This is a genomic window from Pseudogemmobacter faecipullorum (genome assembly GCF_020539525.1).
Taxonomy (GTDB): domain Bacteria; phylum Pseudomonadota; class Alphaproteobacteria; order Rhodobacterales; family Rhodobacteraceae; genus Pseudogemmobacter; species Pseudogemmobacter faecipullorum.
In genome coordinates this window covers 182,515-196,388 of the sequence record NZ_JACDXX010000007.1, presented here as the reverse complement: position 1 = coordinate 196,388, position 13,874 = coordinate 182,515, and the positions used below count along the sequence as shown (strand labels likewise).

The 13,874-nt window shown below is 63.6% G+C and carries 12 protein-coding genes; 7 read left to right on the top strand and 5 right to left on the bottom strand.

Going from position 1 to position 13,874, the window contains the following annotated elements:
* Positions 1 to 31 precede the first annotated feature (31 nt).
* Entirely contained in the window at positions 32 to 1,411 is a 1,380-nt protein-coding gene (gene tpa, locus H0485_RS09695) for a hypotaurine--pyruvate aminotransferase Tpa (RefSeq protein ID WP_226935168.1), read from the bottom strand.
* A gap of 263 nt (positions 1,412 to 1,674) precedes the next feature.
* Here tpa and H0485_RS09690 point away from each other — a divergent pair, with 263 nt between their 5' ends.
* The 7 genes from H0485_RS09690 to H0485_RS09660 all read left to right on the top strand — a co-directional run bounded on the left by H0485_RS09690 (position 1,675) and on the right by H0485_RS09660 (position 7,788).
* Complete coding sequence (locus H0485_RS09690) at positions 1,675 to 1,965, top strand: hypothetical protein (protein WP_226935167.1); 291 nt, start codon at positions 1,675 to 1,677, stop codon at positions 1,963 to 1,965.
* Positions 1,956 to 2,348: a response regulator gene (locus H0485_RS09685; RefSeq protein ID WP_226935166.1), complete on the top strand. Its 393-nt coding sequence runs from the start codon at positions 1,956 to 1,958 to the stop codon at positions 2,346 to 2,348. The genes H0485_RS09690 and H0485_RS09685 overlap by 10 nt, the downstream gene beginning before the upstream one ends.
* Entirely contained in the window at positions 2,345 to 4,534 is a 2,190-nt protein-coding gene (locus H0485_RS09680) for a chemotaxis protein CheA (protein WP_226935165.1), read from the top strand. The genes H0485_RS09685 and H0485_RS09680 overlap by 4 nt, the downstream gene beginning before the upstream one ends.
* Positions 4,521 to 4,985 carry a chemotaxis protein CheW gene (locus H0485_RS09675; RefSeq protein WP_226935164.1) on the top strand — a complete coding sequence of 155 codons (465 nt, stop codon included), beginning with the start codon at positions 4,521 to 4,523 and terminating at the stop codon, positions 4,983 to 4,985. The genes H0485_RS09680 and H0485_RS09675 overlap by 14 nt, the downstream gene beginning before the upstream one ends.
* Positions 4,982 to 5,875 (top strand): CheR family methyltransferase, encoded by an 894-nt coding sequence (locus tag H0485_RS09670; RefSeq protein WP_226935163.1) that lies wholly within the window; start codon positions 4,982 to 4,984, stop codon positions 5,873 to 5,875. Before H0485_RS09675 ends, H0485_RS09670 begins: the two co-directional genes overlap by 4 nt.
* Positions 5,872 to 6,258, top strand: coding sequence for a response regulator (locus H0485_RS09665; protein WP_226935162.1), 387 nt, complete (start codon positions 5,872 to 5,874; stop codon positions 6,256 to 6,258). The genes H0485_RS09670 and H0485_RS09665 overlap by 4 nt, the downstream gene beginning before the upstream one ends.
* A gap of 537 nt (positions 6,259 to 6,795) precedes the next feature.
* On the top strand, positions 6,796 to 7,788 hold the full coding sequence (locus H0485_RS09660; RefSeq protein ID WP_226935161.1) for a CheB methylesterase domain-containing protein: 993 nt from the start codon (positions 6,796 to 6,798) through the stop codon (positions 7,786 to 7,788).
* 179 nt (positions 7,789 to 7,967) lie between these two features.
* Here the strand turns inward: H0485_RS09660 and H0485_RS09655 are convergent, their stop codons facing one another.
* From H0485_RS09655 to H0485_RS09640, 4 genes are all read right to left on the bottom strand, one after another.
* Positions 7,968 to 8,687 (bottom strand): alanyl-tRNA editing protein, encoded by a 720-nt coding sequence (locus H0485_RS09655; protein WP_226935160.1) that lies wholly within the window; start codon positions 8,685 to 8,687, stop codon positions 7,968 to 7,970.
* Positions 8,684 to 11,134: a DUF3772 domain-containing protein gene (locus H0485_RS09650; RefSeq protein WP_226935159.1), complete on the bottom strand. Its 2,451-nt coding sequence runs from the start codon at positions 11,132 to 11,134 to the stop codon at positions 8,684 to 8,686. The genes H0485_RS09655 and H0485_RS09650 overlap by 4 nt, the downstream gene beginning before the upstream one ends.
* A gap of 10 nt (positions 11,135 to 11,144) precedes the next feature.
* Positions 11,145 to 12,179 (bottom strand): cysteine synthase A, encoded by a 1,035-nt coding sequence (locus H0485_RS09645; protein WP_226935158.1) that lies wholly within the window; start codon positions 12,177 to 12,179, stop codon positions 11,145 to 11,147.
* 271 nt (positions 12,180 to 12,450) lie between these two features.
* A complete protein-coding gene (locus tag H0485_RS09640; RefSeq protein ID WP_226935157.1) occupies positions 12,451 to 13,851 on the bottom strand; it encodes an aspartate aminotransferase family protein in 1,401 nt (466 codons plus the stop codon).
* Positions 13,852 to 13,874: the final 23 nt, after the last annotated feature.

Below are 13,874 nucleotides of genomic sequence, written 5' to 3'. Positions count from 1 at the left end.
CTGCGGCCCCTGTTTTCGTTCAGAGGATCGCTCAGCCGAAGACGCGGGTCAGCGCCACATCAATCGCACCGGTGATCTCGTCGATATTATCGGCGGTGGCGATCAGCGCCGGCGACAGGCAGAGGGTATTGTTAAAGCCCGGCAGCGAGCGGTTGGTCGCACCGATGATCACGCCCTGGGCGCCACATTCGGCCACAACCTGCTGCACCAGCTTTTCGGCTGCCGGTTCCTTGGTGATCCGGTCGGCCACCAGCTCGGCGCCAAGGAACAGGCCCTTGCCGCGCACATCGCCGATGATCTTATGCTTTTCCATCAGCACCTGGAGGTTCGCAAGGCAGCGCTCACCCATGGTGACGGTATTGCCGATCAGATCCTCGTCTTCGATGATGCGCATATTCTCCAGCGCCGCCGCCGGGCCGGAGGTGCAGCCGCCGAAGGTCGAGATATCGCGGAAATAGCTCATCGGATCAGCGGCATCCGATTTGAAGTAATCAAACACCCGCTCCGAGGTCACGGTGCAGGAGATCGCCGCATAGCCCGAGGCCACACCCTTCGCCATGGTGACGAAATCAGGTTTGATATCATAGAGCTGATAGCCGAACCAGGCGCCTGCCCGGCCCATGCCGCAGACCACTTCGTCGATATGCAGCAAGATATCATATTTGCGGCAGATTTCCTGGACCCGCTCCCAGTAGCCCTTCGGCGGCACGATCACACCGCCGCCTGCGGTCACCGGCTCAAGCACGAGGCAGCCGATGGTATCGGGGCCTTCGCGCAGGATCACTTCCTCAATCGCATCGGCGGCGCGCTCGCCGTAATTCTCGACATCCCACTGCTTGCGGTATTCGAGGCAATGCGGCACCCGGACGAAGCCATCCGGATAGGGGCCGTACTGCTCGGCGCGCTGGTCCTGGCCGGAAGTGGCCAGAGTGCCGATGGTGGTGCCGTGATAATCGCGGTCGCGGTAGAGGATCTTCCACTTCTTGCCGCCGTGATGTTTATGCGCGATCTGGCGCACCATCTTATAGACTTTCTCATTCGCCTCGGAGCCCGAGTTCGAATAATAGACCCGGCTCATCCCCGGCATTTTCGCGATCAGACGCTCGGCGAAGAGCGCGCCCGGGACCGAACCGGCAGCACCGGCGAAATAGTTCATCTTCACCAGCTGATCGCGCACGGCATTGGCAATCGATTCACGACCATAGCCGACGTTCACCGTCCAGACGCCGCCCGAGACCGCGTCGATATATTCCTTGCCCTTGGCATCCCAGACCCGGATGCCCTTACCCTCAACGATCACACGCGGATCGCTGGTCTCAAAAGCTTTGTGCTGCACCAGATGGTGCCAGATATGGGCGCGGTCAGCTTCAACCACGCGCTGCATATCATTCATACCCTGAATGGATTCCATAGCCTGTCTCCCGTCGCTCGGACTACCCCAGTGAGGGATTAGCACCCTCGCGGCAACAATCTTAGGGCCAGAAATATCCCAGACTTATAGCCAGTTCAGTGTCTGCCCCGCCCGCCCCGGGCTGGGGCGGCGACAAAGGCAATATTGACTAGGATTTGAAGAATTTTCAGCCGCGCTGGCAGTGCTGCGGCAAGGGATTGTTAAGGCTCTGCCCGCTATCAGCTGTGACTGAGGCAATATCGCCAGACATGGGACCAGGGCCTATGAATCATATCGTCAGCTACGATCTGCCCGCAGCAGGCGGCCCCGCTGCCGATGCCACGCTCTATGCCTTTTTACAGGGCCAGCGCGGGCAGCCGGTCTGTCTTTGCGCGCCGCCGGATTTTCGCCTCAGCAGCGGGCTGCTGCAGCTGCTGCTGGTCGCGGCCGCCGACTGGCAGGCCCGCGGCCTCGCCTTCACCATAGAGGGGGTCTCCGCCGAACAATCCGCTTTGCTGGATCTGACCGGTCTCACCGCCTTTCTCCCGAGGCAGGAGGCTGCCATTTGCCCCTGAAAGTGCTGGCCATCGACGATTCTCTGACCATCCGCACCCTGCTGCAGCACGCGCTGGAGGGCGAGGGTTTCAGCTGTACCATCGCCAGCGACGGCCTCGACGGGGTGGAACGCTTTGCCGAGGTCGCGCCGGATGTGGTGATCACCGATATCAATATGCCCCGGATGGACGGGTTCGGGGTGATTGCAGCGATCCGCTCCGGCCCGGGCAATACCAGGGTGCCGATCCTCGTGCTCAGCACCGAGAATGGCGAGGCGCTGAAGGCCCGGGCCCGGGCCGCCGGGGCAACCGGCTGGCTGGTCAAACCCTTTGAGCAGCAGCTGCTGATCACCACCCTGCGCCGGGTCACCGGCCGCCTGACACCGGGGGCAAATCCAGGATGAGCACGTTAAACGCGATCCGCGATACATTCTTCGAAGAGGCTGAAGAGCTGCTTGAGGCGCTGGCCGAGGGGCTGGCGCTGATGGAAAGCCAGCAGGCCGATGCGGAAACCGTGAATGCGGTGTTTCGCGCCGTGCATTCGATCAAGGGCGGGGCCGGCGCCTTTTCCCTGACGGCGCTGGTCGGTTTTGCGCATCGCTTTGAAACCGTGCTCGATGCCCTGCGCTGTGAGCGGATCGCGCTCAGCGATGAGGTGATCCATGTGCTGCTGCGCTCGGCTGATCATCTCGCCGACCAGGTCGAGGCGGCGCGTCAGGAGCGCGGGATTGAAGCCGGGCTGACCGCCGGTTTTCTTGCCAATCTGGACCTCTGCCTTGGCGATGAGGCGGCCAGCCTGACCGCCGAGGCTGATCCCGAGGCCGATTTTGGTTTCACCGCGCTGCGGCTGGAAATTCCCGACAGCCTGCCAGAACTGACCATTACCGGGGCCGAAGCCGGAGTGCCCGGCTGGCAGATCCGTTTTCAGCCCTGGCCACAGCTGTTTCACAACGGCCATGAACCGCTGCATCTGCTGACCGGCCTCAGCAGCCTCGGCAGGCTGCAGATCACCCCCGATCTCTCCGCCCGGCCCGGATTTGACGGCTATGAGGCGGAAAGCCTCTGGCTTGCCTGGGACATTTCGCTGAGCGGCCCGCAGAGCGCGGCCGAAATCGAAACCGCCTTCGATTTTGTCACCGGCCTGTGTGGTCTCACCATCCTCCCCGCCCCGCCCCCTGGCGCAGCAGGGGCTGATGGTGCCGCGGCAGAAAGGGCGGAAAGGGCCGGACCACCCCTTACCGCCACCACCGATGCGGCCTCGCAGCCGGAGGAAACCGCGGAACCCTCTGCCCTGCCCGAGACTCTCGCCGCAGAAGGGCCGCTGCGCCGCCGCGAACCACGCCCCCTGCCCGATGACAGCGATGGCCGCAGCCCCAAACCGACGCTGCGGGTCGAGCTGGAGCGGGTCGACCGGCTGATCAATGCGGTGGGCGAGCTGATCATCAACCAGGCGATGATCGAACAGAGCGTCCTTGATCTGGCCCTGCCCACCGATTGCGAGATTATCACCCATACCGAGGATTACCGCCTGCTCGCTCGCGATCTGCAGGAGGCGGTGATGGCGATCCGCGCCCAGCCGGTCAAACCCCTGTTCCAGCGCATGTCGCGCATCCTGCGCGAGGCGGCAGAGGCCACCGGCAAGGCGGCGCGGCTGATCAGCCTCGGCGAGGCAACCGAGGTCGACAAGACCGTGATCGAACGTCTTGCCGATCCGCTGACCCATATGATCCGCAACGCCGTCGACCATGGGCTGGAAAGCCCCGAGGACAGAATTGCGGCCGGAAAGGATCCCGAGGGCACCATCCGCCTCTCGGCCGCCCATCGCTCGGGCAGCGTGCTGATCACCCTGCGCGATGACGGCGCGGGACTGAACCGCGCGCGCATTCTCGAAAAAGCCGTGGCGCGCGGCCTTGTCGCCAGCGATGCCGAACTCAGCGATGCCGAGATCGATAACCTGCTGTTTCTTCCCGGTTTTTCTACGGCAGAAAAGGTCTCCAGCCTTTCAGGGCGCGGCGTGGGTCTGGATGTGGTCCGCAACGCGGTCACCGCCCTTGGCGGGCGGATTGCCATCACCTCCTGGCCCGGCCAGGGCACCGAATTCATGATATCCCTGCCGCTCACCCTCGCAGTGATGGACGGGATGATCATTTCCGTCTCCGGCCAGACCATGGTGATCCCGATCGCCTCGGTGATCGAGACCATTCGCCCCACCCCCGCCGATCTGCATCTGATCGGCACTTCTGACAATCTTTTGGCCATCCGCGGCCGCTTCCTGCCGATGATCGATGTTGCCCGCTCGCTCGGCTTTCCTGAGCGCGATCTCAGCCAGCCACCGCTGGTCCTGCTGGTTGAAACCGAAAGCCAGGCCCAATGCGCCCTGGTGGTGGATGCGGTCCATGACCAGCGTCAGGTGGTGATCAAAGGTCTTGAATCCAATTATGGCGCCATTCCCGGCGTCTCTGCCGCCACAGTGCTCGGCGATGGCCAGATTGCCCTCATTCTGGATGCCGAAGCCCTGACCTCTCATCGCCTCACCCAGATGCCGGCACGCAATCCGGCCAGCAGCGGAGCCTCTCATGCCACCCACTGATGCTGAAAGCCGGTCCGACGCCGAATTTGTCACCTTCTTCGCCGGCGGGCAGAGCTTTTCCCTGGACATCACCCATGTCCGCGAAATCCGCCGCTGGAGCACGGTCACCCCGCTGCCCCACACCCCCAAAGAGGTGCTTGGGGTGATGAACCTGCGTGGCTCGGTGATTCCGATCTATGATCTTTCCGCAAGATTTGGTCTCGGCGCGACGGTTGAAAATGCCCGCAACGTGGTTGTGGTGGCCACGATCGAAAACCAGACCGTCGGCCTTCTGGTCGAGGCTGTCTCGGAAATTCTTTCGGTTTCCAAAGAAGTTATTCAGGAGATGCCCGATGTGCGCAGTGATCCTGGCCGCGCCAGCATCACCGGCATCATCCGTATCGAGGAGGGCATGACCCGGGTCATCGATCTGGCCGCGGTCATCCGAAGCTGCGGGCGGCAGGCCGCATGACCCTGCTGTCTCCCGCGCCGCTCCGGCAAAACCGCCCCCCTCTCCCCGAAGAGCCACAGCTCTCCGAAAGCGATTTCCAGCGCATCGCGGCCTTTTCTCAGCGCGAATTCGGCCTGTGCCAGTCGGGGGACAAAAAGCAGCTGGTCCATTCGCGGCTGATCCGGCTGCTGCGTGAGACCGGCTGCCCCGATATTGCCACCCTGCTGCTCCGGCTCGAAACCGATCCGCAATGCCGCGAGCGAACCGCGCTGATCAGCGCGCTGACGACCAATGTCACCGCCTTTTTCCGCGAACCGCATCATTTCCGCCAGCTCGCCGATGAGCTGCTGCGCCCCCGGCTTGAGGCGCTCAGGCGCGGCGCGCGGCTGCGCATCTGGTCAGCGGGATGTTCTGCCGGCCAGGAACCCTGCTCCATCGCTCTGACCATTCTCGACCATCTGCCCGAGGCCTGCCGTCTTAATATCCGTATCCTCGCCACTGATATCGATGCGGCGATGATCTCGCGGGCCAGGCGCGGGCTATACTCGGCGGAAGAATGTTCCGGCCTGTCTGCACAGATGGAGCGCGAACATTTCCGCACGACCCCGGATGGACAAAGGCAGATCGGGCCAGAGGCCGGTGAAATGATCCGCTATGCGGCGCTGAACCTGATCGAGGACTGGCCGGTCCAGGGCCCTTTTGATGCCATTTTCTGCCGCAATGTCGCGATTTATTTCGACAAGCCGACGCAGATGACCCTCTGGCAGCGCTTCGCCCGCCTGCTCGCGCCGGGCGGCCTGCTGTTCATTGGCCATTCCGAACGGGTCAGCGGCCCGGCCGGCGACTGCCTGACCAGCGCCGGGATCACCACTTACCGCCTGTCTGCAACCCCGGATCGGAGGATGAAATGAGCCTGAAAGACAATCTGCGGGTGATGGTGGTCGATGATATGTCGGTGAGCCGGGCCCTGATCTCGCAATCGCTCGAGGAAATCGGCATCCGCCATTTCGCGACTGAGGCCGACAGCTCAGCCGTGCTCGGCAAGCTGGCGGCGCAGCCGGTGCATCTGGTGATCTCGGATATGAACATGCCCGGATTATCCGGTCTCGATCTGCTGCAGGCGCTGCGCCATAATGCGGCCACCCAGAAAATCGGCTTCATCCTGATCACCGGCACCCCCTCTCCCGAGGTGATGAAGCGCGGCCAGGAGCTGGGCCTGAACAATCTGATCCGCAAGCCTTTCACCGCGGCCTCGGTCAGATCCGCGATTGAGCGGGTGGTAGGGCCGCTGTGAGCGCGCGCGCCAGGCCAGAACCCCGGCTTTGCCGCTCCTTGTCGGATGCGCAGATTTTTGCCGCCCTCGCAGCCGGAATAACGGGGACGCGGGATCTTTTGCTGGGCCTCGAACGCAGCCTGCTCGAACCCCCGGGCGCAGCGACAGCGCTTAATCCGGCGCTTAGCAGCTGCCTCCAGGAGCTCGACCGTGCCTGCCAGCGTCTGCAGGATCTCGGGCAAATGGCAGCGACCGCCCGGGAAACCAGCCCGATGCGATCCCCCGATATGTCAGAAATCATCGCAAATCTGCCCCGTCTGGCCGAGATCCGGCAGCTGCTCGCCCACCGCTGTCAGAAGGAGGATGGCCCTGACAAAGACCAGGAGCACCCTGCCCAGCTGCTCTCTGCCGCACCTTCTGACCCCCTGTTCTGAACGGAGGCAGACCCGCCCATGTCAGTTCCCTGCCGCCACATTGCCGGATCAGACCAGCCCCCCGCAACAGGCTCCGACGACGGCTCAGGCCCCGGGGCATGGCCCACAGAACGGGCGGCGCGCCATGAAGCCGCGTAAGGTCGTTCTCGCCACATCGCGGGCGATTACCGCCGCACGTCTGTCACGGCGCATTTCCGCGCTGCCGGATTATCTGGTCTGCGGGCAGGCTGCGGATCTGTCCGCCGCCTATATCCTTGCTGAAAGCTGCGAGCCGCATCTGCTGCTGATCGGTGCCGAACTGACACGCCAGGCCGATTTCGACGGGCTGCTTGCCTTGCTGCGGGTGATCGGCATCGCCTGGAAGACCATCCCTGACAGGATTGCCGACCCCGAGGGGCGCTTCACCTTCCCCGAAGAGGGCGATACCGCCAGCCTGCTCAGCTGGCTCTCCGATCTTCCCGCGCCACAAAGCACACCACCTCCGCCAGCGCCTTCCGCCCCGGCCCAGGCCGCAACGCCTGGATTTCTGCCCGATCGGATCATTCTGATCGGCGCTTCGACCGGCGGCATTGACGCCCTGCTGACCATTCTTGCCAGTTTTCCGCCGGATTGTCCGCCCACCGTCATTGTCCAGCACACCGGCGCCGCGTTTTCGGACAGTCTGATCCGGCTGTTCGCCCGCTGCGCCGCCGCGCGGGTTGTCGCCGCCACGGCGGGCCTGGCGCTGCGGCCGGGCATGATCATGGTCGGAGCAGGCTGTGCGGGGCATCTGCGGCTCGACCCTTCCCGTCCCTGGCGCAGCGATCTCTCACCGGGGGCGCCGGTCTCGGGACATCTGCCCTCGATCGACGTGCTGTTTCGCTCGGCCGTACCCTTTGGCGCTTCGGTCAGTGCCGCCTTGCTGACCGGGATGGGGCGCGATGGGGCGAGGGGGCTGCTTGATCTGCGCCAGGCTGGTGCCACCACTTTCGCCCAGGACGAGGCCAGCTCGACCGTCTATGGCATGCCACGCGCGGCGGCCGAACTTGGCGCAGCCTGCGAAACCCTGCCGCTGAGCCGCATCGCCGCCGCATTGCTGGCATCATGTCACAATAAACCGGTCTCGCTGGTCAGATGAGGCTGCTGATGCAAAAAGCGCCCGCCGCCATGGCATCCCGGCTGATCCGGCTGTGGCGCAGGCTGCCCCGCGCCCGCCTGCCGAAGACATCAGCCCAGCTGCGACGGGGGCCCGGTTGGCCGCTGCCGCTGCCGCTGCAGATCAGCTTGCGGCCTATCACGCTCCGGGCAAGGCCCGGCTCAGCTGTCCAGCCGCAGCGAGATGCGGCGGCTCTGCCGCCCCTTCTCTTCGATCCTGTCGACCAGGATTGTGCCGATCTCGCCGGTCCGCGCCACATGTGTGCCACCACAGGGCTGAAAATCGATCCGCCCCTCGCCCTCGCCAATGCTGATCATCCGCAACCGGCCCTGCGCGGTGGCCGGTCGGCTGGCGAGCGCCGTCGCAAGCCCCGGCTCCCGGGTCAGCTCCTCATCGCTCACCCAGCTTTCACTGACGCGCAGATCCTGACCGGCAAGGCTGTTCAGAGCTTTTTCCAGCTCTACCCGGGGCCTGGCCATCGCCGTCATACTGAAATCAAGCCAGCCGCGACCGGCCCCGATCTGGCCGCCACAGACCGGGCGGGCAATCACCACCGACAGCAGGTGCAGCGCAGTATGCATGCGCATATGGCGATGCCTGCGGCTCCAGTCGAGGCGCTGCCGGATCTGCGCCCCCTTTGGCGGCAGCGAGACCGGTACCGAAGGCACCAGCACCAGCTCGCCACCAGGCTGGCGCAGCGCGGTGGCAATTGCGATCCGCCCCTGCTCCCAGAGCAGCAAACCGGAATCTCCTGGCTGACCGCCGCCCTGTGGATAGAAGATGCTGCGATCGGCAATAATCCCGCCTTCCGGCGTATGTCCCAGCACCCGCGCCTCACATTCCTGGAGGTAGGGATCCCTGCGGTACAGCAAGGTGGTCATTTCTCGCCTTCTGCGGCACGGCCTTGCGGATCGGCAACTGCACGGTCAGGCGCGGGTTCGGCCCGCTCACCCCCGGCACCGCTGATCAGCCGGGCCAGCTCATCGAGATTGCGCAGGGTGATATCGCTCTGGGCGAAGGGGATCTCGATATCTTCCAGCGGGAAGCGCTCTGCGATCATATGATTGATCTCAGTGCGCACACTGCTGGTGAAATTGACATCGCGCAGGATAACCCGCAGTTCGAAATCCATCGAATTCACCCCAAAGCCCTGAAACACCACCAGCGGCGCCGGATTGAGGATGACCAGCGGCTGCGCCTCGGCGATTTCACGCAGCACCCGCTCGACCTTACGGGTATCGGTGCCATAGGCGACGCCGACCGGCACAATCAGCCGGCCCGCGAGGCCGAACCTGGTCCAGTTGGTCACGCGCTGGCTCACCAGATCGGCATTTGGCACCACAACCACATTGCGGTCAAAAGTCTGAATGCGCGTCGAGCGTACCGAAATGGTCTTTACCACGCCCTGGGTGGTGCCGACCTCGATCCAGTCACCCTCGGAAACCGGGCGCTCGATCATCAGAATGATGCCCGAAACAAAGTTCTGCACAATATTCTGCAGACCGAAACCGATACCGACCGAGAGGGCCGAGGCGACGATGGCAAGGCCCGAGAGATCAATCCCGGTGGCATTGATCGCCACCAGAGCGGCGAGGAAGATACCGACATAGCCGGTGCCGGAGACAAGCGCATTCTGCCCGCCCCGGTCCATCCTGGTGCGGGGCAGAATGGTGTTGCGCAACGTGCCCTGGAACAGGCGGGTGATCAGATATCCAAGCGCGAAAATCATCGCGAAAACAAGGAAGTCGGTCGGGGATACCCGTGCCTCGCCGAGGCGGAATCCCGCGCCGAAACGGGTCCAGAGCTCACTCAGATCCGACAGCCGGCTGCCCCAGATCAGCGCGAAAACCGGCAGGGACAGCAGGCCGAGGCCAAAGCCGAACAGCACCGGCACCAGGCGCTCATTCTCGGCGACCGCATCATCTGCCGGATAAACCACCGCCCAGAGATCCGAGAGCAGACGCTGCAGGATAAGGATCAGCGCCAGCAGGCCGAGCGAAAGAATGGTCTGGAACACCAGAGCCGAGCCGGCGGTGACATAGCCGAAAGCCGCCAGGAGCGTGGCAACAAAGGCCAGGACCTTGATGCCGCGGCCGAGCAGGCTGAGCAGGCGGCCCTGGTAATTGCCGCTTTCATGATCGATGAACTGCACATTCATCAGCCGCCCGATCCGCCACAGGCAGAGCGCCCCGAAGCAGATCAGCGGGAAGGACAGCAAGGACAGCACGGCGTCGGAATAGCTCTGGCCGTCGAATACGATCTGGCGCAGGGTCTCGACCGCCAGAACTGCCCCCATCAATCCGGCGAGCACCCGGCCTTCGCTGCGGCGGCCCTCGGGAAGATCCAGCAGGCCCTCGGCGCTGTCGATCCGGGGAAAAGACCGCCCGCCCAGCCAGATCGCGCCAAAGACCATAAAGCCCAGCAGCGGCAGCGCCTGTGCCAGCTGGCTGGTGACCGGGCCAAGAAAGCCGGTACGGACCAGCGCCACCGACAAAGCGATCATGCCAATGGTCGGCACGACCACCAGGCCCAGCGATGCGAGCAGGCCGAAAATCCGGCGCCGCGCCTCGGTTTTGCCCAGCCGCAGCCGGTCGGAAAAAGCGGTAATCCAGGGCCGCGCAAAAACCGTGGTGGCGATGGCGATGATCGACAGGATCACGATCAGAGGCAGGGAATCGTAGAATTTGGCGCGGTCGCGCGGGTCGTTCCAGCCCGAGGACAGCTCTTTCCACAGCAGGATAATGCCGTCGCTCAGCCCGATCACCGCCTCAGGCCAGTGCACCGGATTGAGCGGCGAGGGCCAGAGCTTCAGCAGCTGATCGGCGGCGCGCTCACGCAGGATGGTATCGATTTCCTGGATCAGGCCATCGGCGCGGCGATAGGCGGCCTCGGCGGCGATTCCTGGCGCCTCTGCCCGGGTCAGCTGCTCGCTGAGTTCCTGACGTTTCTGCGCAATTTCCGGGGCTTCAGCGGCACCCCCCTCAGGAGGCACCCCCAGAGCGGCGATCTGATCACGCAAAGTGGCAATCCGGGCCGAATTGCTGCTCTGGGCGGTGCTCAGCCGGCCGCGCCAGTCGGCAAGACTGGCGCGCAGATCCTGGATCGCGCGGTCGCTCTGGCCCCCGCGCTCCAGCTCGGCCTCAGCCGCCTGGGCAATCTGGTCCCATTTCTCGAGATTGACCTCGGCCGCCTGCTGATCCGCCGCATAGAGCGGCGAGGTGCCCAGCAGGGCGCAGCTCAGAAATCCGAGGCACAGAATGAAAAAGAGCGCGCGCAGCGATACCGCTGCGCCGCGCCCGGTGTTTGCGGCATAAACCTGGATCGACATTAAAACTCGCTCAGACGTCTTCATAGACCGAGGGCAGTGCAACGGCGCCCCGGGCCAGCCACTCGGGGACAGGCAGCCCTTTTTCCCGCAGGAACACAGGGTTAAACAACTTCGACTGATAGCGGTTGCCATAGTCGCAGAGCACGGTCACGATGGTATGGCCCGGCCCCAGTTCGCGTGCGAGGCGGATCGCCCCGGCGATATTGATGGCGCTGGAGCCACCAAGGCAGAGCCCTTCCTCCTGCAGCAGATCGAAAATGATCGGCAAGGCTTCGGCATCCGGGATGCGCCAGGAGTGATCGGGGCGGAAGCCCTCAAGATTGGCGGTGATCCGGCCCTGGCCGATGCCCTCGGTGATCGAGGAGCCGGGGCTTTCAAACACTCCGCTGGTGTAAAAGCTGTGCAGCGCTGCCCCTTCCGGATCCGCGAGGCCGATCTTCACGCCTTTGGGCTGCAGATATTCTGCGACCCCGGCCAGGGTTCCGCCCGAGCCGACCGCTGCGACAAAGCCGTCGACCTTCCCGCCGGTCTGCTCCCAGATTTCGGGCCCGGTGGTCTCGACATGGGCCTGACGATTGGCGGTATTGTCGAACTGATTGGCCCAGATTGCCCCCTTCGGCTCGGTCCGGGCCAGGGCTTCGGCGAGGCGGCCGGAATAGCGCACGTAATTGTTCGGATTTTTATAGGGCGCGGCCGGAACCTGCACCAGATCTGCCCCGGCAAGGCGGATCATATCCTTTTTTTCCTGGCTCTGGGTCTCGGGAATGACGATCACGGTACGGAAACCCAGCGAATTGCCCACCAGCGCGAGGCCAATGCCGGTATTGCCGGCCGTGCCCTCGACAATCGTGCCGCCCGGTTCCAGCAGGCCGCGCTTCACCGCATCGCGGATGATGAACAGCGCGGCGCGGTCCTTGATCGACTGCCCGGGGTTCATGAATTCGCATTTACCCAGAATGGTGCAGCCGGTCAGTTCGCTCGCCTTGCGGAGTTTCAAAAGCGGCGTATTGCCGATTGTTTCGGCCAGATCACTGTGGATGCGCATCGGTTTCGTCCCGTTACCATTTGCTCTGGTGTAGGCAAGCCAGCGTGCAAACTCAAGCGCGGGCCGCGCTGCGCGGCAATAAAGCAACCGGGTTTTGCAAGGCTCCGGCGCGGTTCTGGCAACGGCTTCCCGCCAGAACCCGGCCCGGTGGATCATCCTTTGCCCCAGGCGGCTGATTTGGGAAGATTAATCCTCGGCGCGCAGAAAAAAGGGCGGGCCAGATGGCCCGCCCCGTTTATCCGCCGCACGCCATTGCGGCAGCTGTTGCCGCTCAGCCCTGCTGTGCCACCAGCAGACCGTCTTTCTGCAGCCCGGCATAGCATTCATCGAGCGACTTTGTCGCACGTTCGATCAGCGTATCAATCTCGGCCGGGGTAATGGTCAGTGGCGGCGAGATGATCATCCGGTCACCAACATGGCGCATGATCAGATCATTGGCGAAGCAGCGCTCACGCGCGCGCAGGCCAACGGTGCCCTCTTCCGAGGCGAATTTCGCGCCTTTGGTCTTATTCGGCACCAGCGCCAGCGACCCCATCAGGCCAACCAGCCGGGCCTCACCGACCAGCGGATGTTCTGCCAGTTTCGCCCAGCGTTCTGCCAGGTAGGGATGCGCCACATTCTGCACATGTTCGATAATCTGCTCATCTTGCAGGATCCGCAGGTTCTCCAGCGCGACCGCTGCCGCCACAGGATGGCCGGAATAGGTGTAGCCATGGTTAAAATCACCGCCCGAACCGACGACCTCTGCCACGTCATCCGAAAGGATCGAGCCGCCGACCGGCGCATAGCCCGAGGACAGGCCCTTGGCGATGGTGATGATATCGGGTTTGATATCAAAGGTTTGCGCTGCGAACCAGTTGCCGGTACGGCCAAAGCCGGTGATCACTTCGTCAAGGATCAGCAAAACATTGTATTTCTTACAAATGCGCTGAATTTCCGGCCAGTAGGTTTTCGGCGGGATGATCACACCGCCCGCGCCCTGCACGGCTTCACCGATGAAGGCCGCGACCTTGTCGGCGCCGAGCTCAAGGATTTTATCCTCCAGCTCCCGCGCCCGGGCGAGGCCGAATTCATCCTCGCTCATATCACCGCCCTCAGCCCACCAATAGGGCTGGTTGATATGCTCGATCCCGTCGATCTTACCGCCATGGGCATGGATCGGTTTCATACCGCCAAGGCTGCCGCCGCCGAGGGTCGAGCCGTGATAGCCGTTCCAGCGTGCGATGATGACGCGCTTTTCCGGCTGCTCTTTCACCTGCCAGTAGCGGCGGACGAGGCGGATATTGGTATCATTGGCTTCCGAGCCCGAGCCGGCAAAGAACACATGATTCAGATCGCCCGGTGCCAGTTCGGCCAGTTTCGCCGCCAGAGCGATGGCGGGCACGTGGGTGGTCTGGAAGAAGGTGTTGTAATAGGGCAGCTCCTGCATCTGGCGCGCCGCCACTTCGGCCAGTTCCTTACGGCCATAGCCAATATTCACGCACCACAGCCCCGCCATACCGTCGAGAATACGGTGCCCTTCCGAGTCGGTCAGCCAGCAGCCCTCGCCGCGCAAAATCACCCGCGCGCCTTTTTCCGCCAAAGCGGCCCTGTCGGTGAAAGGGTGGAAATGGTGAGCCGCATCAAGCCTTTGCAGCTCAGCTGTCGGCAAATTATTGGTGATCATGGTCATAGCGGCCACCTTCCGGAAACAGA

Bases quoted from the DNA above. Each gene is read 5' to 3' on its own strand.
- H0485_RS09680 (WP_226935165.1), top strand. From the start codon at position 2,345: ATGAGCACGTTAAACGCGATCCGCGATACATTCTTCGAAGAGGCTGAA.
- H0485_RS09675 (WP_226935164.1), top strand. From the start codon at position 4,521: ATGCCACCCACTGATGCTGAAAGCCGGTCCGACGCCGAATTTGTCACC.
- H0485_RS09645 (WP_226935158.1), bottom strand. From the start codon at position 12,179: ATGCGCATCCACAGTGATCTGGCCGAAACAATCGGCAATACGCCGCTT.
- H0485_RS09670 (WP_226935163.1), top strand. From the start codon at position 4,982: ATGACCCTGCTGTCTCCCGCGCCGCTCCGGCAAAACCGCCCCCCTCTC.
- H0485_RS09640 (WP_226935157.1), bottom strand. From the start codon at position 13,851: ATGACCATGATCACCAATAATTTGCCGACAGCTGAGCTGCAAAGGCTT.
- H0485_RS09690 (WP_226935167.1), top strand. From the start codon at position 1,675: ATGAATCATATCGTCAGCTACGATCTGCCCGCAGCAGGCGGCCCCGCT.
- H0485_RS09655 (WP_226935160.1), bottom strand. From the start codon at position 8,687: ATGACCACCTTGCTGTACCGCAGGGATCCCTACCTCCAGGAATGTGAG.
- H0485_RS09665 (WP_226935162.1), top strand. From the start codon at position 5,872: ATGAGCCTGAAAGACAATCTGCGGGTGATGGTGGTCGATGATATGTCG.
- H0485_RS09660 (WP_226935161.1), top strand. From the start codon at position 6,796: ATGAAGCCGCGTAAGGTCGTTCTCGCCACATCGCGGGCGATTACCGCC.
- tpa (WP_226935168.1), bottom strand. From the start codon at position 1,411: ATGGAATCCATTCAGGGTATGAATGATATGCAGCGCGTGGTTGAAGCT.
- H0485_RS09650 (WP_226935159.1), bottom strand. From the start codon at position 11,134: ATGTCGATCCAGGTTTATGCCGCAAACACCGGGCGCGGCGCAGCGGTA.